The 22,232-nt window shown below is 39.7% G+C and carries 22 protein-coding genes; 20 read left to right on the top strand and 2 right to left on the bottom strand.

Annotated features, from left to right (window positions below; all coding sequences use genetic code 11):
* The gene (locus ACZ1GV_RS03605) at positions 1–1,269 is read left to right on the top strand and encodes a tetratricopeptide repeat protein (RefSeq protein ID WP_472675271.1); all 1,269 of its coding nucleotides are present in this window, start codon (positions 1–3) and stop codon (positions 1,267–1,269) included.
* 114 nt (positions 1,270–1,383) lie between these two features.
* On the opposite strand, the gene ACZ1GV_RS03610 is transcribed toward ACZ1GV_RS03605, so the two are convergent.
* Positions 1,384–1,890 (bottom strand): GGDEF domain-containing protein, encoded by a 507-nt coding sequence (locus ACZ1GV_RS03610; protein WP_472675272.1) that lies wholly within the window; start codon positions 1,888–1,890, stop codon positions 1,384–1,386.
* A 166-nt stretch (positions 1,891–2,056) separates the two neighbouring features.
* Here ACZ1GV_RS03610 and ACZ1GV_RS03615 point away from each other — a divergent pair, with 166 nt between their 5' ends.
* From ACZ1GV_RS03615 to ACZ1GV_RS03660, 10 genes are all read left to right on the top strand, one after another.
* Positions 2,057–2,542: an HvfA family oxazolone/thioamide-modified RiPP metallophore gene (locus tag ACZ1GV_RS03615; RefSeq protein ID WP_472675273.1), complete on the top strand. Its 486-nt coding sequence runs from the start codon at positions 2,057–2,059 to the stop codon at positions 2,540–2,542.
* A gap of 64 nt (positions 2,543–2,606) precedes the next feature.
* Positions 2,607–3,434 carry an HvfB family MNIO-type RiPP peptide maturase gene (locus ACZ1GV_RS03620; RefSeq protein WP_472675274.1) on the top strand — a complete coding sequence of 276 codons (828 nt, stop codon included), beginning with the start codon at positions 2,607–2,609 and terminating at the stop codon, positions 3,432–3,434.
* Entirely contained in the window at positions 3,431–4,213 is a 783-nt protein-coding gene (locus tag ACZ1GV_RS03625) for an HvfC family RiPP maturation protein (RefSeq protein ID WP_472675275.1), read from the top strand. The genes ACZ1GV_RS03620 and ACZ1GV_RS03625 overlap by 4 nt, the downstream gene beginning before the upstream one ends.
* Positions 4,214–4,292: 79 nt before the next feature.
* Positions 4,293–4,826 (top strand): adenine phosphoribosyltransferase, encoded by a 534-nt coding sequence (apt, locus tag ACZ1GV_RS03630; RefSeq protein WP_472675276.1) that lies wholly within the window; start codon positions 4,293–4,295, stop codon positions 4,824–4,826.
* 23 nt (positions 4,827–4,849) lie between these two features.
* A complete protein-coding gene (gene dnaX, locus ACZ1GV_RS03635; protein WP_472675277.1) occupies positions 4,850–7,291 on the top strand; it encodes a DNA polymerase III subunit gamma/tau in 2,442 nt (813 codons plus the stop codon).
* A 70-nt stretch (positions 7,292–7,361) separates the two neighbouring features.
* Positions 7,362–7,688 (top strand): YbaB/EbfC family nucleoid-associated protein, encoded by a 327-nt coding sequence (locus tag ACZ1GV_RS03640; RefSeq protein WP_210559947.1) that lies wholly within the window; start codon positions 7,362–7,364, stop codon positions 7,686–7,688.
* A 40-nt stretch (positions 7,689–7,728) separates the two neighbouring features.
* Positions 7,729–8,346: a recombination mediator RecR gene (recR, locus tag ACZ1GV_RS03645; protein WP_472675278.1), complete on the top strand. Its 618-nt coding sequence runs from the start codon at positions 7,729–7,731 to the stop codon at positions 8,344–8,346.
* Positions 8,347–8,496: 150 nt separating this feature from the next.
* The gene (gene htpG / locus ACZ1GV_RS03650; protein ID WP_472675279.1) at positions 8,497–10,425 is read left to right on the top strand and encodes a molecular chaperone HtpG; all 1,929 of its coding nucleotides are present in this window, start codon (positions 8,497–8,499) and stop codon (positions 10,423–10,425) included.
* A gap of 230 nt (positions 10,426–10,655) precedes the next feature.
* Positions 10,656–11,300, top strand: a complete 645-nt coding sequence (gene adk / locus ACZ1GV_RS03655) for an adenylate kinase (RefSeq protein ID WP_472675280.1) — start codon at positions 10,656–10,658, stop codon at positions 11,298–11,300.
* Positions 11,301–11,477: 177 nt separating this feature from the next.
* A complete protein-coding gene (locus ACZ1GV_RS03660; protein WP_472675281.1) occupies positions 11,478–11,867 on the top strand; it encodes an MAPEG family protein in 390 nt (129 codons plus the stop codon).
* A gap of 144 nt (positions 11,868–12,011) precedes the next feature.
* On the opposite strand, the gene rpsT is transcribed toward ACZ1GV_RS03660, so the two are convergent.
* On the bottom strand, positions 12,012–12,272 hold the full coding sequence (gene rpsT, locus ACZ1GV_RS03665) for a 30S ribosomal protein S20 (protein ID WP_155694308.1): 261 nt from the start codon (positions 12,270–12,272) through the stop codon (positions 12,012–12,014).
* A gap of 169 nt (positions 12,273–12,441) precedes the next feature.
* On the opposite strand from rpsT, the gene murJ reads away from it, so the two are divergent.
* From murJ to ACZ1GV_RS03710, 9 genes are all read left to right on the top strand, one after another.
* Positions 12,442–13,992: a murein biosynthesis integral membrane protein MurJ gene (gene murJ, locus ACZ1GV_RS03670; protein WP_472675282.1), complete on the top strand. Its 1,551-nt coding sequence runs from the start codon at positions 12,442–12,444 to the stop codon at positions 13,990–13,992.
* Between the two features lie 114 nt (positions 13,993–14,106).
* Entirely contained in the window at positions 14,107–15,042 is a 936-nt protein-coding gene (gene ribF / locus ACZ1GV_RS03675; protein WP_472675283.1) for a bifunctional riboflavin kinase/FAD synthetase, read from the top strand.
* 2 nt (positions 15,043–15,044) lie between these two features.
* Positions 15,045–17,882 carry an isoleucine--tRNA ligase gene (gene ileS, locus ACZ1GV_RS03680; protein WP_472675284.1) on the top strand — a complete coding sequence of 946 codons (2,838 nt, stop codon included), beginning with the start codon at positions 15,045–15,047 and terminating at the stop codon, positions 17,880–17,882.
* Positions 17,882–18,400 carry a signal peptidase II gene (gene lspA / locus ACZ1GV_RS03685; protein WP_472675285.1) on the top strand — a complete coding sequence of 173 codons (519 nt, stop codon included), beginning with the start codon at positions 17,882–17,884 and terminating at the stop codon, positions 18,398–18,400. The genes ileS and lspA overlap by 1 nt, the downstream gene beginning before the upstream one ends.
* A 24-nt stretch (positions 18,401–18,424) precedes the next feature.
* Positions 18,425–18,889 carry an FKBP-type peptidyl-prolyl cis-trans isomerase gene (gene fkpB / locus ACZ1GV_RS03690; RefSeq protein ID WP_472675286.1) on the top strand — a complete coding sequence of 155 codons (465 nt, stop codon included), beginning with the start codon at positions 18,425–18,427 and terminating at the stop codon, positions 18,887–18,889.
* Positions 18,890–18,898: 9 nt separating this feature from the next.
* The gene (ispH, locus tag ACZ1GV_RS03695) at positions 18,899–19,828 is read left to right on the top strand and encodes a 4-hydroxy-3-methylbut-2-enyl diphosphate reductase (RefSeq protein ID WP_210559938.1); all 930 of its coding nucleotides are present in this window, start codon (positions 18,899–18,901) and stop codon (positions 19,826–19,828) included.
* Positions 19,829–19,988: 160 nt separating this feature from the next.
* Positions 19,989–20,699, top strand: coding sequence for a type IV pilus modification protein PilV (gene pilV, locus ACZ1GV_RS03700; RefSeq protein ID WP_472675287.1), 711 nt, complete (start codon positions 19,989–19,991; stop codon positions 20,697–20,699).
* Positions 20,696–21,574: a PilW family protein gene (locus tag ACZ1GV_RS03705; RefSeq protein WP_472675288.1), complete on the top strand. Its 879-nt coding sequence runs from the start codon at positions 20,696–20,698 to the stop codon at positions 21,572–21,574. The genes pilV and ACZ1GV_RS03705 overlap by 4 nt, the downstream gene beginning before the upstream one ends.
* Positions 21,575–21,577: 3 nt before the next feature.
* Positions 21,578–22,231, top strand: a complete 654-nt coding sequence (locus tag ACZ1GV_RS03710) for a pilus assembly PilX family protein (protein WP_472675289.1) — start codon at positions 21,578–21,580, stop codon at positions 22,229–22,231.
* Position 22,232: the final 1 nt, after the last annotated feature.

The raw sequence follows: 22,232 nt of genomic DNA on the forward strand, positions 1-22,232 counted from the left end.
ATGAAAACTGTAGTTAAGTTTATAACAGTTTCATTAACTGCTTTATCGATATTTGCAACGCTTCCTGCAAGCGCCGAAGTACCGAGTGATAAGTTAGAAGAAGTTGAACGCCGTAAGAAAGAACGTGGCGGACAAGTTCTTGGTCAGCGTGTAGGTAAAAAAATAGGCACAGCATTCGAGCTTTATTCTGAAGATAAAATAAATGAAGCTTTAGAACTTTTGTTAGAACTAGAACCGAAAGGTGCTTTTGATAAAGCTTATGTTGACCGCTTTATTGGTAACATGTATGCGGGTATCGAAGGTAAAACGAAAATAGCTATTGAGCGTTTGCAAAAAGCAAAAGCTGCTGACGTTTTGCCTTTTAATGACCACGCTGACACGCTTAAACTAATTGGGCACTTGTCTTTGCAAGAACGAGATTTTGACGAAGCGTTGAAAAACTATAAGGAATATTTAGAGTTTTCTTTAAATGAAAACCCTGAAATATACCTTCGTATGGCTAACGCTTATTATGAATCTGGTGATTACAAAAATGCAATTATACCAGCTCGTAAAGCGATATCTTTGTATAAAGAACCAAACCAAAATCCATACATAATAGTTATGGCGTCATACTTCGAGTTGAAAGACATGAAGTCAGCGACTAAGGCTGTAGAGGAATTGGTTAAAGCGTTCCCAGAGAACCCTAGATGGTGGGTTCAACTGGGTTCTTTTTACATGGCTACTGAAGACTATGAACGTGGACTTTCAGCTATGGAATTAGCGTATAAACAAGGCTTTTTAGAGACGGAAAATCAAATCAAGCAACTAGCACAGCTATATGCGACAAATGGTATTCCTTACAAAGCAGCGCTTATTCAAGAAAAGTTCGTAAAAGAAGGTCTAATTGAGTCTACTAAGCAGTCGTTATCGGTTCTTGCTAGTACTTACAGAAACGCAAAAGAGTTTAGAAAAGCAGCCGAGTATTTTGGTAAAGCCGCTAACCTTAGCGATGACGGTGAGTATTTTAAAGATCAAGCAAATATGTTAATGGCCGTAGAAGACTTTAAATCTGCGATTAAAGCATATGATGCAGCGTTAGCGAAAGGCGTTAAAAGAAAAGGTATTGTTTATATGGGAGTTGCTGAGGCAAACTTTTATCTTAGACAATGGAAGCCTGCTCATAAAGCCATTAAGTTAGCAATGAAAGAAAAGAACACTGCTAAATCCGCAGCCAGCTGGGAATCGTATATACGAGATTCTGCTGAACGTGATGGTGTGAAACTTTAACTTTATTGTTATTAAAAAAACCGCCTTCTGGCGGTTTTTTTATGTCAAATTATTCAACGTTGTTATGCACATTTAATTAACGAACAGTTCCATGAACCTTAATACATAGCTCGTCTAATGTAAGCTTAAGTATTCCAGCTTATATGCATTTTTTCCTTCAAGCTCCGCAGCATCAGCTAATTTTTCTGTTTTTAGAAATACCTCTTCTAGATCTATAGTGGGTGATGGAAAAAGATTCAGTGCACCAATTGACAAGTCTATAGGGTAAGTAAAACTCTCTAAGCTTTCGTTAATATCTTTGATAATTCGTTTTACCACGGCTTCAGTACCGTTTTCGTCAAGATTAAATAAGCCAATTGCAATTTCGTTTGAGTGAAAACGACACACTAAATCCGTAGATCGTTTTGTACTGCGTTTAATTGACTCTGATACAAGTTTAAATGCTAGTTTATCGTCTTCTCGGTTTGTATTTAAGTGCGGGTGAATTATTAATACTGACAGAGCATCTTTCTCGCGTAACATCCTATGCCATTCACGATGGAATACTTGAACAAAGTATTCCTCACTATATAAACCCGATAAACGATCTCTAAAAGACGTATCTAAATGGTTAAAGATCATATAAAACCTCGCTAATGCCTAGTTACCTAATTATAGTCAATATTAAACACTTGCTATTTTTTTAATTTAAATAAAACTAGAGATGATAATGAAATATTAGTTGGTATTTGTCGGTCTTTTTAATAACTATCTAATATTTCAACTAAATAAAATTAACGGGATTAATATGAATACTAATAAAAAAGCAACACTGGCAGCATTAGGTCTGGCTGCCCTAGCTACGTCTTCACTCGCTTCTGCTCAATCAATGTCTTTTCAAGCAACAACACTTGAAACTGGTTATCAAATAGAAAATATGGAAGGTAAGTGCGGTGAAGGTAAATGCGGCGCTGACAAAATGAAAGAAAAAGCGAAAGACAAGGCTAATAAGGCTAAAGAAGGTAAGTGCGGCGAAGGCAAATGTGGCGCTGACAAAATGAAAGAAAAAATGAAAGACAAGGCTAATAAGGCCAAAGAAGGTAAGTGCGGCGAAGGCAAATGTGGCGCTGACAAAATGAAAGAAAAAATGAAAGACAAAGCTAACAAGGCTAAAGAAGGTAAGTGTGGCGAAGGCAAATGTGGCGCTGACAAAATGAAAGAAAAAATGAAAGACAAGGCTAATAAGGCCAAAGAAGGTAAGTGCGGCGAAGGTAAATGTGGCGGCACACTCTAACTGAGTTGGACCTTAAGTTGCAGTCAGCATTGCTGGCTGCTTTTTTAATTTTAAAGGGGCAGTAATGGTTAAGGGAGTTGGGTTAGGTTATCGACGCGAAATGGTTAGTATGAATAAAGAAATTTTATCGGCTAATATTGATTACGTTGAAGTCGCGCCAGAGAATTGGATGCGAATGAATAGCTTATATCAAAAACCGTTAAAGGAGCTCACAGAAAATATACCCTTATCTACGCACGGCTTATCACTTTCCTTAGGTAGTCCTGATCCACTAGATATTGAATTTGTAAAAAATGTAAAATCGTTTTTAGACGCTTACAACGTTGAATCTTATTCTGAACACTTAAGTTACTGCTCGTCTAATGGTCATGTTTATGACTTAATGCCCATACCATTTACGTATGATGCTGCACGTTATGTAGCAAAACGAATTCAACATGTCCAAGATATACTCGAGCGCAAAATAGCAATAGAAAACGTATCCTATTATTTATCGCCATCTAATGAATTAAATGAAATAGAGTTTACGCAAATTGTATTAGAGGAGGCGAAGTGTGATTTGTTACTCGACGTGAATAATGTTTACGTAAATAGTATTAATCATAATTATGATGCCAAATCGTTTATTCAAGCTATGCCCTCAACTGCCATTTCATGTGGTCATATTGCTGGGCATTATGATGAGGATGATGACTTAAAAATAGATACTCATGGTAGTGCAGTTAAATCCGAAGTTTGGTCTCTTTTAGAGTATGCTTACCAATGTCACGGTGTATTTCCTACGTTATTAGAACGCGATTTTAATATTCCAGAATTATCAGAAATGTTAGGTGAAACAGGCCAAATTAGTGCAATACAAAACAAGTTTAGTAAGCGACAATCCTCGGTATGAAAAATGATCATAAAAATCTTACACAATCTGCTAAAAGTGCGAGTAGCCAGTCGTTAGGTTTTCGTGAATTACAAAAGTCTTTAACCGAAGCCATTATTAATCCCGCTGAGTCTAATCATTTTGAGGCGAGGCGTCTAAAAGTTTACCAAGAGCTTGTATTTAACAATGCGGAAGGCTTTTGTGCTAATGCATTTCCCGTACTAAAGACAGTATTCACCGACGCACAGTGGCATAGTCTTATTCGTGCATTTTTAATCTATGGTGAAAAATCATCGCCTTACTTTGTGGATATTGCCGAGCAGTTTTTGCTATTTTTAACAGGACAGCATGTCAAAGAAAGTGGAGTGGTTGTACCGCCGTATTTACATGAATTAGCTCACTATGAATGGGTTGAATTAACCGTTTCATTGCAAGAACCTCCTACAAAAAATGATGAATGGCATGAACGCAGCACTTTGAATGTTCCGGACTCAACATGGGCATTGGCCTATCATTATCCTGTTCATACAATTAAAGCAGAGCGCATCGCTGAACTTAAACCAATAGCCACTTGTCTTGTTGTGTATTTGGATCACCAGGGTGAGGTGTGCTTTTTACATACTAATCACGCTTCAATCTATTTGCTCAATTATATTGAACAACGAAACAACACGACATTTAACGATTTGCTTTCATATTTTCAATCAAATGAGCAAGATTCTGATCCTGAAACAATATCAAATTTCTTGCGTTCAGCGCTGAAAGATTTTTCCGATAAAGGCGTAATTGTAATCGAATAGAAAAATATCTTTGGAAAGGTATTTTTCATATCAAAGGCTTCTGGCATACTTGCCTTAAGTTAAGTCAAAGAGAGCCGAAATGTCGGATTTGATTAAAAATAGTATTAAAACAATACCAGACTATCCAAAGCCAGGTATTCAGTTTAGAGATGTTACATCCCTCATGCAGAATGCCGAGGCATTTTCAGCAACAATTGATGCATTTTATGAGCGTTATAAAGATTCTGGCATTACTGCTATTGTTGGAACAGAAGCAAGAGGCTTTATTTTTGGCGCCCCTTTAGCGTATAAGCTTAATGTATCGTTTATTCCTGTAAGAAAGCCAGGCAAGTTACCAAGAGCAGTATATTCCCAGTCTTATCAGTTAGAGTATGGTGAAGATATTCTAGAGCTTCATACTGACGCACTAACAGAAACAGATAAAGTTCTGATGGTAGATGATTTATTGGCAACGGGTGGAACAATTGAAGCCACCACGAAGTTGATAAGAAAAGTCGGTGCGAGTGTTTCTGATGCCTGTTTTGTGGTTAATTTACCCGACATTGGTGGTGAATCACGACTATCAAAACTAGGTATTGACTGTTATAGCTTAACTTCATTTGAAGGTGAGTAATTGTTTATGAAGGGTGAGCTGTCATGAGTTATCAAGTATTAGCAAGAAAATGGCGGCCCACTAAGTTTTCTGAACTTGTTGGTCAAGATCACGTTAAATCAGCAATTATTAACGGGTTAACCCAACAACGCACACATCACGCTTATTTATTTACTGGTACTAGAGGTGTTGGTAAAACCACAATCGCTCGAATATTTGCTAAAAGTTTAAATTGTGAGGCCGGTATTTCTGCAGAGCCTTGTGGGCAATGTCCTGTTTGTTTGGATGTTGATGCAGGGCGTTTTGTTGATTTAATCGAGATAGATGCTGCCTCAAGAACCAAAGTTGGTGATACTCGCGAAATTTTAGATAATGTTCAGTATGCGCCAACTCGTGGTCGTTATAAGATTTATTTAATTGATGAAGTCCACATGTTATCGCGCCATAGCTTTAACGCGTTGTTAAAAACGCTTGAAGAGCCGCCAGAACACGTGAAGTTTTTATTTGCGACTACAGATCCGCAAAAGCTACCGGTGACTATTTTATCTAGGTGTTTGCAATTCAACTTACAAGCCCTATCAATTCAACAAATTGGCGATCAACTTACTTATATATTAAATGCAGAAAAAATCCCTTATGAGCCTGAAGCACTTGTGCTGCTAGCGAAGTATGCTAGGGGAAGTATGCGTGATGGTTTGAGTCTAACGGACCAAGCGATTGCTCAATCAGGACAAAATGTCACACTGTCTATAGTGCAACAAATGTTAGGTACGGTAGATCAAACATGGAGTCAGCAAATCCTATCTTTGGTAGCAAACAAGGATTCTGCACAACTAGTTGATCTATTTTCTAGGTTGAGACAACAACAGCCAGACTTTGAGAAAATATTTGATGATCTTCTCACCTTGACTCACCAAGTTGCCATGTGTCAGTTACTTTCTAGTGCTGCCCAATTAAGCGAAACAAACGAAGATTTAATAAAGTCTTTAGCGTTAGCCGTATCGGCACAGCAAATTCAAGTAAACTATCAGCTTCTCATTCAAAGCAAAAAAGAACTGCCTTATAGCTCAGACCCAGCTTCAGCTTTGGAAATGGCGTGTTTAAGGTTATTAGCATTCAGTCCTGCACAGCCTCAAGAGCTAGAAAAAAAAAACCTTAATGAGGTAGCTTCGCCGAGCCAAGTTAAGGTTAAAGTTCCTGAGATTTCGCATGAAATAGAGCAAGTAGCGGTTGCAAATAAGTCAGTTCAACTTGAGAGTGAACCTGCTGAACCTGCTGAACCTGCTGAACCTGCTGAACCTGCTGAACCTGCTGAACCTGCTGAACCTGCTGAACCTGCTGAACCTGCTGAACCTGCTGAACCTGCTGAACCTGCTGAACCTGCTGAACCTGCTGAACCTGCTGAACCTGCTGAACCTGCTGAACCTGCTGAACCTGCTGAACCTGCTGAACCTGCTGAACCTGCTGAACCTGCTGAACCTGCTGAACCTGCTGAACCTGCTGAACCTGCTGAACCTGCTGAACCTGCTGAACCTGCTGAACCTGCTGAACCTGCTGAACCTGCTGAACCTGCTGAACCTGCTGAACCTGCTGAACCTGCTGAACCTGCTGAACCTGCTGAACCTGTCCCAGATTACGGTCATGTCATGTATGATGAAAATGATGTCAGCGAACAGTACCAATATCAAAGTAGCGATTCGTTTGGCAATGATCCTGTTGTCGATTTCAATTTGGATACTTCATCACAGGCCAGTACATACTCCGAGCAAACTCTAGCTTCAGAAAATCCTGTATTTCCAGACGATGCTGAGCAAAACCCTGTTCTCGCTATATTAGCAAGTCGAGGCATAGACTTAGGGAACGTCAACAAAGCTAAACCAGATTTAGCTGAACAGACAAATATAACAAATTCCGAACATCAAGCTACAGAAGAAGTTCTTCATCAAACAGGCGAACAAAATGCTACTTTGGCAAATGCAAATGCGCCAATTGAAACATTAAGCTCTGAGCAAAATGCGGAACATAGTGCTAATTTGGTAGAAGCCGAGCACATTCAAGTAATAGATGAGTCCAGTTTACAAGACGTAGAGAGTGAATCTGTGCGTTATGCGCACGAAGTCGACCGCTGGGCCGCGATGATAGAGCAATCTCATCTACAAGGCTTAGGTCGCCAACTGGCATTAAATAGTGAAGTTAATATAGATGGTGATCGAATAGAATTGATAGTTCGCCAAGAATTCGCTCACTTACTAAATGAAAAGTCTGAGCAAGAATTAACAGCTGTAGTTGCACAACTAGCGCCGGCTTCTGAATTTATAATTAACAAAAGCGCTATTACAACAACAGCCCCAGCTGATATTCAGCAAAACATTAATTTAAATAGACAGCAGCGCGCTGAGGATAGTATTCATCAAGATCCTATGGTGAACACTTTGATTAACGAATTTGGCGCAAAATTAATCGACAATTCAATTAAACCTTTATAGCAAGGTACAAAGCCTTGTTTTACACAAATTAGACCGCATACTAAGCGGATAAAATTGAGAGGAAAATATTATGTTTAAAGGCGGAATGGGCAACATCATGAAACAAGCCCAACAAATGCAAGAAAAAATGCAAAAGATGCAAGAAGACTTGGCAAAAATGGAAGTTGTTGGTGAGTCTGGTGCAGGTCTTGTTAAAGTAACAATGCTGGGAAGCCATAACGTCAAGCGTGTTGAGTTAGACGAGTCTTTAATGGAAGATGACAAAGACATGATTGAAGATTTATTAGCTGCCGCTGTTAACGATGCTGTGCGTCGTGTGGAAGAAATGAATAAAGAGCAAATGGGCAAATTGACCGGTGGTATGGGCATGCCTCCAGGCATGAAGATGCCATTTTAAGCCACAAGATAGATTACATGTAAATTAAGAGGTTAATTCAGTGCAAGCTAGTTTATTACAGAAAATGATTGAGCAATTACAGTGTTTACCAGGCGTAGGTCCAAAAACGGCACAACGCATGGCTTATCATTTACTGCAGCATAAGCGTCAAGCGGGTACTGAATTAGCTAATACATTAGCGAAGGGGTTGGCAGATATCGGTCAGTGCCAGCAATGCCGAAATTACACAGAGTTAGAGCTGTGTGATATATGCACTAATACTCGTCGAACTCAAAACGCCTTATTATGTATTGTAGAGTCAGTATCAGATTTGGCTGCGGTTGAACAAAGCGGTCATTATTCAGGTCGGTACTTTGTGTTACACGGTTGTTTATCGCCGATAGACGGAATTGGTCCACAGGAGCTTGGCTTATCTCAGTTAGAGGAAGTGTTAGCAAGTGATGGAACAGACCCATCAAAACCAGCAGTAGAAGAAGTTATTCTCGCATTAAATCCAAGTGTAGAAGGTGAAGCTACATCTCATTACATTGCAGATATCTGCAAGTCTAATAATGTCTCAATTACGCGTATTGCTCACGGTATTCCAGTAGGTGGTGAATTAGAAATGGTCGATACATCGACAATGAGCCATGCGTTAATGGGCCGTAAACAATTCTAAATTTTAACCTCACCCGCTTTTTTTTAATTAAATATCACTTTTTTCAAGAATAAACTTTTACAGACCTTGAAAAGCCCTCAGTGCACTCCTATTTACTTGTCATCAAACTATTAAAGTCTTAATACGTAAAACATAAAGGAGACCCTGACAATGGCAGAAGCAGCCACTCAAGGTAAACAAACTCACGGTTTTCAAACCGAAGTAAAACAACTATTACAATTAATGATCCACTCTTTGTACTCAAACAAAGAGATTTTCTTGCGTGAACTTATCTCCAACGCAGCCGATGCAGCAGATAAGCTTCGTTTTGAAGCGTTATCTAACAATGACTTATACGAAAATGATGGACAACTGCGTGTTCGTGTAAGTTTTGATGCCGAAAAAAATACCGTAACGATTGAAGATAATGGTATCGGTATGAACGCTGAAGATGCTGCTAACCACTTAGGTACAATCGCAAAGTCAGGCACAGCTGATTTCTTCAAAAACTTAACGGGTGATAAGGCGCGTGATTCGCAACTAATTGGTCAGTTTGGTGTTGGCTTTTACTCGGCATTTATTGTTGCCGATAAAGTAACTGTTCGCTCTCGCAAGGCCGGTGACAGCAAAGATAATGGCGTTGAGTGGACAAGTGAAGGTGAAGGCGAATATACAATCGAAACGATTGAGAAAGCGACACGTGGCACAGAAATTACATTATTCTTAAAAGAAGATGAAAAAGAGTTTGCTGAAGATTATAAGCTTCGCCAAATTATTAAAAAGTACTCAGACCACATCTCTACACCTGTCGAAATGTGGAAAGAGGGTACACCAGAATCGGAAGCTGAAGACGGCGAAAAAATCGCAGCAACGCCAGGCGAATGGGAAGTTATCAATAAAGCGGACGCGCTTTGGACATTAGATAAATCAGAGCTTGAAGATAAAGACTACAAAGAGTTTTATAAGCACATTAGCCACGACTTTGAAGATCCACTAACGTGGGCACACAATAAAGTTGAAGGAACGAATGAGTACACTTCATTATTGTATATTCCTAAAAAAGCACCTTTTGATCTTTGGAATCGCGATAAACAACGCGGTCTGAAATTATACGTTCAACGTGTTTTCATTATGGATGATGCTGAACAATTTATGCCAACGTACTTACGTTTTGTTAAGGGCCTAATTGATTCGAACGATTTGCCACTAAATGTTTCTCGTGAAATTTTACAAGACAACAAAATAACACAAGCCTTACGTAAAGCATGTACATCACGCGTTCTTAAGATGTTAGAACGAATGGGTAAAAACAAAAAAGAAGACTATCAAGTATTCTGGAACGAGTTTGGCCAAGTCCTTAAAGAAGGACCAGCAGAAGATTTCGCAAATAAAGAAGCAATTGCTAAGTTATTACGATTTGCGTCAACTCACAATGATGATGCTACTCAATCTGTGTCTTTCCCTGACTACGTTGAGCGCATGAAAGAAGGCCAAGATAAAATTTATTATCTTGTTGCGGATACATTTGAAGCGGCTGCAAATAACCCTGCATTAGAGATCTTCCGTAAGAAAGGTATCGAAGTTGTGCTCATGGTTGATCGTATCGATGAGTGGTTAATGTCTCATTTAACTGACTTTGATGGTAAACAGCTCGTTTCTGTTACGCGTGGAGATCTAGATTTAGGTGACTTAGAAGATGAGGAATCTAAAAAAGCTCAAGAAGAGTCTGACAAAGCATTTGCATCAAGCATTGAGCGCTTCCAGTCAGCGCTAGACGGAAAAGTTAAAGAAGTTAAAGTTTCTCACCGTCTAACTGATTCGCCAGCTTGTATTGTTACGGGTAACAGCGACATGAGCCCTCAAATGATTGAGCTGATGAAGCAAATGGGTCAAGAAGTACCAGATGTTAAGCCTGTATTTGAAGTTAACATGGAGCACGAATTAGTGAAGCATGTTGACCAAGTACAAGATGAAGAGCAATACAAACAATGGGTTGAAGTGTTACTTGACCAAGCTACTTTGGCTGAACGAGGCACAATTAAAGATCCAGGTGCATTTGTTAAGCGTCTAAATAGATTAATGCTGTCGCTAGCAAAGTAATTGTTTAAAAAGCGACGCGTATAACGTTAGCTTTATGAAATAAAAATAGTTTTAAATGAAAGGGGAAGCTTCGGTTGCCCCTTTTTTATGCTCAATTTATAGGCATGCAAAGTAAAATTAACAAAACTGTGAATGAATCCTTACCATATCGGCTTGTTATCAATGGGTTATTGTGCCAAGATTCTGGCTATAAAAATTAAATATCATTTGGATTTGCAGGGGAACATTTCATGCGGATTATTTTATTAGGCGCACCAGGTGCCGGAAAAGGTACACAAGCCCAATTTTTAATGAATAAATTTGGCATTCCACAAATCTCTACTGGTGACATGTTACGTGCTGCTATTAAAGAGGGAACTGAGTTAGGCTTACAAGCTAAAAAGGTAATGGACGCAGGTCAACTTGTATCAGACGATTTAATCATTGGTTTAGTGAAAGAGCGCATTGCAAAAGCCGATTGTGAAAATGGTTTTTTATTAGATGGCTTTCCTCGAACCATTCCTCAAGCTGACGCCATGAAAGAAAATGGTATCTCTGTAGATTACTGTTTAGAGTTTGATGTTCCAGATGAAGTGATAGTTGACCGTATGGCTGGCCGTCGAGTTCATCCTGCCTCTGGTCGTGTTTATCATGTTGTTTACAACCCACCAAAGGTTGAAGGTAAAGACAACGAAACCGGTGATGACTTGTTGATTCGTGATGATGATCAACCTGAAACGGTTCGTAAGCGTTTAGGCGTTTATCATGAGCAAACTCAACCACTAGTTGCGTATTATAAAGCAGAAGCGGAAGCTGGAAATACTAAGTTTGCTACAATTGACGGCACACAAGCTGTTGAAAGTGTAAGCGCTAAGCTTGCCGAAATTTTAGCGTAAACCTAACGCTAACTAGTAATAAAAACGCCGCTTATGTGGCGTTTTTTGGTTTTAAAAGAAAAGCTGGTAAGTTAACAAATAATAGTAGTTAAAAAAGCCGATTTGTTTGATGCGTAGTAGTCATAAAACGATATCTATATAAATCCAAATGAATACAAATAATAAGAAAAGGGAACAATGATGATAATTAAATACACTGCATTTTATGCCGGTATGTTAGCCGTGTTTTATGTAGCTCTGTCGTTTCGTATTATAAAACTACGACTAGTACACAAAGTTGGCATTGGTCATGGTGAGTCTAATACGTTGCACCGGGCAATTAGAGTACATGCTAACTTTGCCGAGTATGTGCCATTGGCTTTATTGTTACTAGCTTTTTTAGAGCTTAACAAGGCAGAGGTTTGGGAGCTTAATATTTTAGGAACGGCATTACTAATTGGACGTTTGTTTCATGCAATGGGTTTAGGCAAAAGCGCTGGTACGTCAATTGCCCGTACTGTTGGTGGAGTTTTAACTTATTTGATGATGTTGGCGGCCGCGTTGTTAAATATTCTAGCGGTTTATTAGGCTTTTGATATTTGGTAATTTATTTAGTGATTTATAGGTGTTTGCTTAGCTATTGATGTTTACTAGAACCTATAGCAAAGCCAAATTTTAGATATAAAAAAACCGGAACGAGTTCCGGTTTTTTAAAAAGCATAATTACAAAAATTATAGCGCGTTAATTTGAGCGTTTAAACGACTCTTATGACGTGCTGCTTTGTTTTTGTGAATTAGACCTTTAGTTGCATAACGGTCAAGAACTGGTACAAGTGCAGTGAATGCTTCTTGTGCAGTTTCTTTTTGACCAGCTTCGATAGCTGTTACAACTTTTTTCATGAAAGTACGCATCATAGAACGACGGCTTGCATTGTGACGACGAGCCTTCTCAGAAGTTATAACGCGTTTCTTAGCAGACTTAATGTTAGCCAAGGCTGACTCCTAAACTTTTTAATTCAAATAACCGGTTTTTTAAGGCCGAGGAGTTTGCCTTTTTGTAACGCTTTTGTCAAATCATTTTAAATGGAAAAGCTAATTTATAAATGACTAAAAGTCTGGCAAGCTATGCGAGTTTTATTATGTTGCGGTTAAAGGAAATATTTTGGCGTTATTAAAGTCGAGTCTGATCGTTTCGTTCATGACTCTTATATCAAGGGTATTAGGATTAGTCAGGGATGTTGTCATTGCTACCTTTGTAGGGGCGGGCGTTAACGCTGATGTTTATTTATTTGCTAATCGCATTCCTAATTTTTTAAGGCGCTTGTTTGCCGAAGGCGCATTTGCTCAGGCGTTTGTTCCTGTTTTATCAGAAGTAAAAGAAAAACATGGAGACGATGCGGTTCGAGAGCTAGTGGCTAAAGTTTCTGGCACGTTAGGTGTCATTGTTCTGGGTTTGACTGCTTTTGCTATTGTCGCATCTCCAATTATTGTCATGGTTTTTGGTACTGGTTGGTTTATTGACTGGTGGCAAGGCGGCGAAGATGCCGCTAAATTTGATATGGCCTCCGCATTATTAAAAATCACATTTCCTTATCTATTCTTTATTACCTTTGTTGCTTTATCCGGGGCGGTCTTAAATGTTTATAACAAATTTGCAGTGGCAGCATTTACACCGGTATTCCTCAATATTTCGATTATTGCCTGTGCCATTCTGTTTAAAGACACTTTTAGTGATACTGCTTATGCCCTTGCTATCGGTGTGTTTGTTGGCGGATTAGTCCAGTTTTTTTTCCAGTGGCCATTTTTGGCTAAGGCCGGTTTACTAGTCAGGCCCAAATGGGGATGGAATGACGAACATGTTAAGCGTATCCGTCTTCTTATGTTGCCGGCGATATTAGGTGTGTCGGTTCATCAATTAAATGCATTGGTTGATACCGTTATCGCTTCTTTTCTAATGACTGGCTCTATTAGTTGGTTGTATTACGCAGATCGGTTAATTGAATTTCCTCTAGGGCTGTTTGGAATCGGTATCGCCACGGTTATTCTGCCAAGCTTATCAAAACTGCATAGCACCAATAATCCGGCGAAGTTTCAAGAAACCATGGATTGGGCGTTAAAAATGGTGCTATTAATGGCGTTTCCTGCACTAGCAGGCTTAATTGTTTTAGGTCCTTTAATTATTAAAATTTTGTATACCCATGGTGAGTTCACAGCTACCGATGGCCAGCAAGTTTATTTTGCGCTAATTGGTTATGCATCTGGGTTAGTTAGCTATATGACCGTTAAAGTATTAGCCCCTGGCTATTTTGCAAGACAGGACACCAAAACACCGGTGCGGCTAGGTATTATCGCTATGTTATCCAATATAGTGTTCAACTTTATGTTAGCGCCATTTTATGGTTTTGTAGGCTTAGCGATTGCTACGGCTATGTCAGCAACGTTAAATGCCGGCATGTTATATTGGGGATTGCATCAGCAAGGCGTCTACAGGCTTTCTAAGGCCACCATTAGTTGGATTGCGCGCCTAGTTGCCGCGACAACTGCTATGGTAATTACACTTGAATACATTAAACGCTCAGGTTGGTTTGCAACGGAGTCGTTTTGGCAGGAATCAGTGATGCTGTTTTCATTAATTGGCGTTGCTGTAGTGGTTTATTTTGTGAGTTTAATTTTATTTGGAACACGTAAACGGCATTTTAGACAGGGCGCTTAATTTAATCTCAATTTATATTACATAATTGTTGCTTTATCGAACGCTCTGGGTAGTAATTAGCCTAGCTTTGCCGTTATAATTCTTGGGTTTTTTTTAACAGTTTATGAAGGTCAAATGGAGTTAGTTAGAGGTTTAGTCAATTTATCCGAAAAACACAAAAACTGTGTTTTAACGATAGGTAATTTTGACGGTGTACACATGGGCCATCAACATGTGTTAAACAAGCTGAAAACTGAATCTAAAAAGCATGGTGTTCCATCTGCCGTGATGATTTTTGAACCTCAACCGCAGGAAGTATTTTTAGGCGATAAAGCCGCTGCGCGAGTGTTGACCTTTAGAGACAAGTTTAAAAAGTTAGAAAAGCTCGGTATTGACCGTCTTATATGTGTCCGTTTTAACAAAGAGTTCGCAGCGATGGCGGCGGACGAGTTTATTGAGTCTTTGTTAGTGGAGCAATTAGGTGTAAAACACTTAATTGTCGGCGATGATTTTAAGTTTGGTGTGAAACGCAGTGGCGACTTTGCATTACTGCAAAAAGAGTCAGTGCTTTGTGGCTTTAGTGTTGAAGATACAAAAACGTTTAACTATTCAGACCAAAGAGCCAGCAGCACGGCAATTCGAAAGTATTTACAAGACGCTGATTTTAAAGCAGCGGAAGATTTACTCGGTGAACCATTTGTGATGCAGGGCCGTGTGATTCATGGCCAAAAAAATGGTCGTAAATTTGGTTTTCCTACGGCGAACATTGCTGTGAAAAGGAAAGTGCTACCTATCAAAGGTGTGTTTGTTGTTGAAGTTGAATTGAACAATCAGACCTTTTATGGCGTTGCAAATATTGGCAATAAGCCAACGTTAGATGGCGTAAAGCCTGTGTTAGAAGTAAATATATTTAACTTTGACCAACAAGTGTATGGGCAAAGGTTATCGATTAAACCTCTAAGTAAAATTAGAGATGAACAAAAATTCGAGTCGATAGAACAACTCATTTCTCAAATTAAACTGGATGTAGCAACGGCTAAATCCAAACTAAGTCAATATGGAATCAAATAACCATGAGTGATTATAAACATACTCTTAATTTACCTGAAACTGCGTTCCCTATGCGCGGTAACTTGGCACAACGCGAGCCAAAAATGTTAGACGAATGGACCAACAAAGATTTGTACGGTCAAATTCGTGCAGCAAAAAAAGGTAAAAAGAGCTTCATTTTGCATGACGGCCCTCCGTATGCAAACGGTGATATTCACCTAGGTCACTCGGTTAACAAAATTTTAAAAGACATTATTGTAAAGTCTAAAACGTTATCTGATTTTAATTCGCCATACGTACCTGGTTGGGACTGTCACGGCCTTCCAATTGAGCTAATGGTTGAGAAAAAAGTTGGCAAGCCTGGCAAGAAGGTTGACGCTGCAACATTCCGTCAGAAGTGTCGTGAATATGCACAAAAGCAAATCGACGGTCAGCTAGCTAGTTTTGTTCGTTTAGGTGTTTTAGGCGACTGGAACAATCCATACAAAACAATGGATTTTAGCTCTGAAGCTAATATCATTCGTGCGTTAAGCAAAATCATCGACAATGATCACCTGCAAAAAGGTGCTAAGCCTGTTCATTGGTGTACAGATTGTGGTTCGGCGCTTGCTGAAGCAGAAGTTGAATACCAAGACAAAGTATCTCCCGCTATCGATGTTATGTTCACTGCAGTAGACAGTGAAGCCGTTGCAGCTAAGTTTTCAGAACTAGACGCTGGAAAAGGCGAAGGTGATGTTTCTTTTGTTATCTGGACAACCACTCCTTGGACACTTCCTGCTAACCGTGCTATATCTTTGGGCGCAGATGTTGAGTACTCATTAGTTCAAGTTAAGTCTGCTGAAGGTTTTGATAAGCCATTTAGATTAGTACTAGCAACTGACTTAGTTGCCGACTGTATGGCACGTTTTGATATCACTGAATTTAGTGTTTTAGGGCACTGTAAAGGGGCTGATTTAGAATTAGTTCAAGCTAATCACCCATTCTATGATTTTTCTATCCCAATGATCTTAGGTGATCACGTAACAACTGACGCTGGTACAGGTTGTGTGCATACAGCTCCAGGCCATGGTCAAGAAGATTTCACCGTTGGTTTACAGTACAACATTGAAGTAGCAAACCCAGTTGGACCAAATGGAGTCTACGTACCAGGTACTGAATTTTTTGAAGGTCAGCACGTATTTAAAGCAAACGATAACGTTGTTGCTTTGTTGACAGAAAAAGGCAAGTTACTTAAACATATTGCGTTTGAACACAGTTACCCACATTGCTGGAGACACAAAACACCAATTATTTTCCGTGCAACACCTCAGTGGTTTATCAGCATGGACAAAGCGGGTCTTCGTCAGCAATCTATCGAACAGATTAAAAACGTAGAATGGTTACCTGAATGGGGTGAAGGCCGCATTAAAGGTATGGTTGAAGGTCGTCCAGACTGGTGTATTTCACGTCAACGTACTTGGGGCGTGCCAATTACGCTATTCATACATAATGAAACAGATGAACTGCACCCAAATAGCATTGAGCTAATGGAAAAAGTTGCTCAGCGTGTTGAAAAAGAAGGTATTCAGGCTTGGTGGGATCTTGATTCAGCTGAGTTACTTGGTGAAGAAGCAAGTCAATATCGCAAAGTAGAAGATACGTTAGACGTGTGGTTTGATTCAGGCGTTACACATTACTTTGTGGTCGATCAGCGTGATGAATTTGATACCGCTCCAGATCTATATTTAGAAGGCTCAGATCAACACCGTGGTTGGTTTATGTCGTCGTTAATGACAGGTACGGCGATGAATGGCAAAGCGCCATATAATCAAGTATTAACGCATGGTTTTACCGTTGATAAAAACGGCCATAAAATGTCTAAATCATTAGGCAACATCATTGCGCCAAAAGAAATCACAGATGTGTACGGTGCCGATATTCTTCGTTTATGGGTAGCCTCAACAGACTACACTGGCGAAATGACCGTTGATAAAGAAATTTTCAAACGTTCGGCAGATACTTATCGTCGTATTCGTAACACGTCTCGTTTCTTATTAGCTAACTTAAATGGATTTAATCCAGAAACGGATTTAGTTGCTGAACAAGATATGGTGGCACTTGATCGTTGGATTGTAAGCAAGGCTGCACGTTTACAAAACGAAATCGTAACGGCATATGACAAGTACCAATTCCATAACGTAATGCAAAAGCTAATGAACTTCTGTTCAGTAGACTTAGGTAGCTTCTACTTAGATGTTATCAAAGACCGTCAATACACTGCGAAAGCAGACTCTACAGCTCGTCGTTCTTGTCAAACAGCGCTTTACTACATTGCAGAAGCAATGACGCGTTGGATGGCACCGGTATTGTCATTTACTGCACAGGAAATTTGGCAAGAGCTTCCAGGTGAGCGTGAAGAGTTTGTATTCACAGGTGTTTGGTACGAAGGAATTGAGAAATTTGCATCTGATGGCGAATTGGGTGACGACTACTGGTCTCAAGTATTAGCAGTTAAAGAGCAAGTAAACCGTGCTTTAGAAATTGCTAAAAAAGACAAACTAGTGGGTGCTTCGTTAGCCGCTGACGTGACACTTTATGTAAGTGATGAGATTAAAAATGTATTGCTAACGTTAGAAGACGAACTACGATTTGTTTTAATTACTTCTACTGTTTCTATCGCGCCGTTGGCGGAAAAAGCAGACAATGCCTTTGATTCAGAGGTAGATGGGTTATTTGTTAGCGTAGCAGCAAGTTCAGCTGAGAAGTGTGAGCGTTGTTGGCACCACGTTGAATCAGTAGGCCAAAATGAAGAACATAAAGATTTATGTGGCCGCTGTATTGAAAACGTAGAAGGCGCTGGTGAAGTAAGGAAATTTGCGTAATGTCGTTTAAGGACTTAAATGCCAATGGATTATGGTTTATCGCACTAGGTGTGCTGGTGGTGATCTTAGATCAAGCCAGCAAACTTTGGATTTTAGTCAACGTACCACTTTATTATGACATTAATATCTTACCTATATTTGATATTACTTATGTTAGAAATTACGGCGCTGCTTTTAGCTTTTTAAGTGATCAAGGCGGGTGGCAGCGTTGGTTCTTTACTGGAATTGCTTTTGTTATTAGTGCATTACTTATTTACTGGATGGCCAAAACACCGTGGCGTGAGCAGCGTCAATTATGGTCGTACGGACTTATTTTAGGTGGCGCTATTGGTAATGTTACTGATCGTTTAATGCATGGTTACGTAGTGGATTTCCTACATTTCTATTATGAAAACTGGCACTTCCCTGCGTTTAATGTTGCGGATATGGCGATTAGCTGTGGTGCAGCGTTATTAATTTTAGACGGCATTTTAGAAGCAAAAAATTCAAAATCTACTGACTCTGTAAAAGAGTCTTAAGATTTATAGTTATAAGGTGTAATTGTGAGTAAAAATAATATCCAAGCTGGCAGTGAAGTCGTGTTTCACTTTACTATTAAGCTATCTGATGACTCGGTTGCTGACAGTACAAAAGTAAGCAATAAACCGGCTAAGTTGACAATTGGTGATGGTAGTTTAACAAAAGGCTTTGAAGACTGTTTGATCGGGCTAGAAGCCGGTCAAGAAGCGTCGTTTACATTGCCACCAGAGCAAGCATTTGGTCAACCAAACCCGGATAATATTTACTACGTTGATAGAACTAAGTTTAGCGAAGTTACACCAGAGGTCGGAACAATAGTTGCCTTTACACAACCTGATGGCAATGACTTACCTGGCTTGATTCGAGAAGTAGCAGGGCAATCGGTTACGGTTGACTTTAATCACCCGTTAGCGGGTCAAACACTTACGTTTGAAGTCGAGATTCAACAAGTTAATCAACCAGAAACGCAAACCGAACAAGGCGCATAGGGGATAACGATGGATATTTTATTAGCAAACCCACGAGGTTTTTGTGCTGGAGTTGATCGAGCTATCTCAATTGTAGAACGAGCATTAGAAATCTTTCAACCGCCAATCTACGTTCGTCATGAAGTCGTTCATAATAAGTTTGTGGTAAACGGTTTAAAAAATCGCGGTGCTGTTTTTGTCGACGAGTTAAATGAGGTGCCAGACAATAGCATCGTTATATTTTCAGCACACGGCGTGTCTCAGGCTGTTCGCCAAGAGGCTAAACATAGAGGTTTAAAAGTCTTTGATGCAACTTGTCCATTAGTTACCAAAGTTCATATGGAAGTAACACGCGCATCGAGAAAGGGTATAGAATGCATCTTAATTGGTCATCAGGGCCATCCTGAAGTTGAAGGGACGATGGGGCAATATAGCAACGATGAGGGAGGCATATACTTAGTAGAGTCGCCAGCCGATGTTGCTACGCTTGAAGTAAAAAATGCCGATGAACTTTATTACTGCAGTCAAACGACGTTATCGGTTGACGATACTGCAGACGTAATTGACGCGCTAAGAGAGAAATTTCCTAAAATTGAGGGACCTCGAAAAGATGATATTTGTTACGCAACGCAAAATCGTCAAGATGCCGTTCGTCAATTGGCACAAAAAGTAGAATTGATGTTAGTAGTCGGAGCTGCAAATAGCTCTAACTCAAATCGATTAAGAGAGTTGGCAGAGAAAGTTGGCACTAAGGCTTACTTAATTGATGATGCCAGTGACATTAAACTTGATTGGTTATCTACACAACCTGCAATTGGTGTAACAGCCGGGGCTTCAGCGCCAGATGTTTTAGTTCAGGGCGTAATTGAGCGCTTAAAAGAGTTGGGTGCGACCAATGTTGTTGAAAACCCAGGGAAAGAAGAAGATATCGTATTTGCAGTGCCGGCAGAATTAAGATAGAACTAGGTACAGAGTTTTTGTTATAGGGACAGTATTTTTCGCTAACTATAGTTTTTCATTAATAATTTTATATAGTACGATGAAAAAGTATACAGCGGGTACTAAAAAGGAACTAAACTTAGTCAGATAGGATTCTGTCGATTAAGTGGTAAGGCGGACAATGACAAAACATAATAAACCGTTAAATAATTCAAAAGAGTTGTTTATTAAACAGCAACGAGGTGTTGGATTAATAGAGATCCTCATTTCGTTGTTCGTGATATCAATTGGTCTGATTGGCTTGGTTGGTTTGCAGTTTACAGTATCTACTTCTAACCAAGACGCTTATGTAAAATCACAAGCCACAATAATAAATGAAAGTCTTGCCGACCGAATTCGCATTAATCGACAGTACCAAAACCGTGATGACAATACACTCCCTCCTATAGATGGAACCGACAACGCGTACACGACCCTAAATAATTACAACTTTCGAGCTAATGGCGATTGCAATCGCTCTGAATTTGAGTGTTTTTGTGAAAATGTCCCAAACAACATAGTGAATTGCAGAGATGAGAGCGGTGTTGACGCCCAACTCTGTTCAGCGCAACAATCCGCCGTATTCGACGCTTATGAAGTCAGCTGTATGGCCGCCGCAGTAATGGATGATATGGAAGTTGGCGTGGTTGCTTTAAATGCAGTACCTGGTGCGAATGGCGACGTAGTGCCACCGAACTCTACCTTAACTGTTTATGTTGCATGGCCTGCGACCATCTGGAAAAACTTAGATCGAGCCGCTAATCAAATGTGTACCGATATACTTGATGAACAAGGCATAGAGGGTGATTATGAGTGTGTCTACATGGACGTCATAGTAGGTAATTCGTTATGAGTTTTGTAAGGTCTACCTCTAAAAAAAGAAAGGTAGCTGGTTTTACGCTGGTGGAACTGTTGATTTCACTCACCTTAGGGTTAATTATCACTTCAGCACTCGTGCGTATTTATCAAAGTAATAACAATTTACAACGCTACAACTACGCACTTTCTAATATACAGCAAGACGGTCGATACATTATTTCGTTGTTACGTAATAGTTTAATGGAAGTTGGTCGTTACAATGAGTTTGCAGCCAATCTTGATAGATCAGTGGACATTGAAATTGAAAAAGCTTTTATCAAAGATAGTCCAATTGTTTTTCCCGGGGATTATTTAGTTGATATCAATGTAGGATCAGAAGATGGCGCGGCTGCAGGTCCGGACACTTTGGTTGTGAACCTTATGTCCGAAGACAGTTGCACAGGATCTAATTTTGATTTTGTTGAAGGCGATGAGTTCCATACTGTGAACGAATACTTCCTTGATAATAATTCGTTAAAATGCCGTGGTCATGATGGAAGATATTTACGTGGGTTAAAAGGCAATGGCTCCTCCAATCAATCGGTAACCTTGCTGGAAAATGTGTTTGATTTTCAAGTGTTGTATGGAATCAGTTTACCTACGGGGAATGTTGAAACAGGTTATGTCACCTCTTGGGTGACAGCTGATAGAGTTAATGCATTTGATAGGCCAGACGGAACGTCAGCTGTTGTCGCGATTAAATTGGCCGTATTAATAAAGAATGACGACGATATTAATTTTAATAATACACGAAATTTGAAAATGCTCGGGAACAACGCCTTCGCACAGCGAAATGATGGTTTATATCGAGTTTTTGAAACTGTTATATTGTTCCGTAATTCGTGGTCACACTTGACTGTTGGTGGGTAATAGATGAAATCTAGAATAACTGTTCAAAAAGGCATAGCGTTAATTATTGCGCTAGTGATCCTGACGTCAATGACAGTAATAGGCGTAAGTTCGGTGTCATCAGGTGTGATGCAAACTAAAATGGCGAGTAACCAAAATACCGTAGCGCTAGCCTTTGATGCAGCAGATGCCTCGGTGGAAGGAATTATTCATGAAGGGAGCTCTGCTAATCTGCGAGCGGGAAACGTAATGAATGGTGCGGGTAACCCAGAGATAGATGTATTAACAGCTGCTCGTAATTCTGGTGCCATCACGAATAATAATTTGGTTGATTTAAACCAATTGCCAACGTGCGATCAAATTGCAAATGCATTATGGACACAACGACGAATGAATGCAGCTGGTTTGCAAAACGATGCTATTCACAATAATGCTGGCGCAATGATGACGGTGCCTGAGATTCATGCTTGGTCAAAATCGGCTTTTGTTGGTCTAAAAAATATAACAGATCCAAGTTCTGGCTTGGTTTCTAGTATTGTAGATACAGATGGCGCAAGAAACAGGACCATTTTTGAAGTATTTATGCTTAAAGGATGTGGACACGTTTCTGGCACGGTTGTGAATGCGGCTAATACTGTTGTGGTTTCTAGACAGTCTGTTGAATTAGGAGAAAATTAAT

The organism is Psychrosphaera sp. HA2-10 (genome assembly GCF_055693745.1).

Excerpts from the sequence above, each read along its gene's own strand:
- ACZ1GV_RS03605 (WP_472675271.1), top strand. The coding sequence starts at position 1 with ATGAAAACTGTAGTTAAGTTTATAACAGTTTCATTAACTGCTTTATCG.
- ACZ1GV_RS03610 (WP_472675272.1), bottom strand. The coding sequence starts at position 1,890 with ATGATCTTTAACCATTTAGATACGTCTTTTAGAGATCGTTTATCGGGT.
- ACZ1GV_RS03615 (WP_472675273.1), top strand. The coding sequence starts at position 2,057 with ATGAATACTAATAAAAAAGCAACACTGGCAGCATTAGGTCTGGCTGCC.
- ACZ1GV_RS03620 (WP_472675274.1), top strand. The coding sequence starts at position 2,607 with ATGGTTAAGGGAGTTGGGTTAGGTTATCGACGCGAAATGGTTAGTATG.
- ACZ1GV_RS03625 (WP_472675275.1), top strand. The coding sequence starts at position 3,431 with ATGAAAAATGATCATAAAAATCTTACACAATCTGCTAAAAGTGCGAGT.
- apt (WP_472675276.1), top strand. The coding sequence starts at position 4,293 with ATGTCGGATTTGATTAAAAATAGTATTAAAACAATACCAGACTATCCA.
- dnaX (WP_472675277.1), top strand. The coding sequence starts at position 4,850 with ATGAGTTATCAAGTATTAGCAAGAAAATGGCGGCCCACTAAGTTTTCT.
- ACZ1GV_RS03640 (WP_210559947.1), top strand. The coding sequence starts at position 7,362 with ATGTTTAAAGGCGGAATGGGCAACATCATGAAACAAGCCCAACAAATG.
- htpG (WP_472675279.1), top strand. The coding sequence starts at position 8,497 with ATGGCAGAAGCAGCCACTCAAGGTAAACAAACTCACGGTTTTCAAACC.
- adk (WP_472675280.1), top strand. The coding sequence starts at position 10,656 with ATGCGGATTATTTTATTAGGCGCACCAGGTGCCGGAAAAGGTACACAA.
- ACZ1GV_RS03660 (WP_472675281.1), top strand. The coding sequence starts at position 11,478 with ATGATGATAATTAAATACACTGCATTTTATGCCGGTATGTTAGCCGTG.
- ribF (WP_472675283.1), top strand. The coding sequence starts at position 14,107 with ATGGAGTTAGTTAGAGGTTTAGTCAATTTATCCGAAAAACACAAAAAC.
- ileS (WP_472675284.1), top strand. The coding sequence starts at position 15,045 with ATGAGTGATTATAAACATACTCTTAATTTACCTGAAACTGCGTTCCCT.
- lspA (WP_472675285.1), top strand. The coding sequence starts at position 17,882 with ATGTCGTTTAAGGACTTAAATGCCAATGGATTATGGTTTATCGCACTA.
- ispH (WP_210559938.1), top strand. The coding sequence starts at position 18,899 with ATGGATATTTTATTAGCAAACCCACGAGGTTTTTGTGCTGGAGTTGAT.
- pilV (WP_472675287.1), top strand. The coding sequence starts at position 19,989 with ATGACAAAACATAATAAACCGTTAAATAATTCAAAAGAGTTGTTTATT.
- ACZ1GV_RS03705 (WP_472675288.1), top strand. The coding sequence starts at position 20,696 with ATGAGTTTTGTAAGGTCTACCTCTAAAAAAAGAAAGGTAGCTGGTTTT.
- ACZ1GV_RS03710 (WP_472675289.1), top strand. The coding sequence starts at position 21,578 with ATGAAATCTAGAATAACTGTTCAAAAAGGCATAGCGTTAATTATTGCG.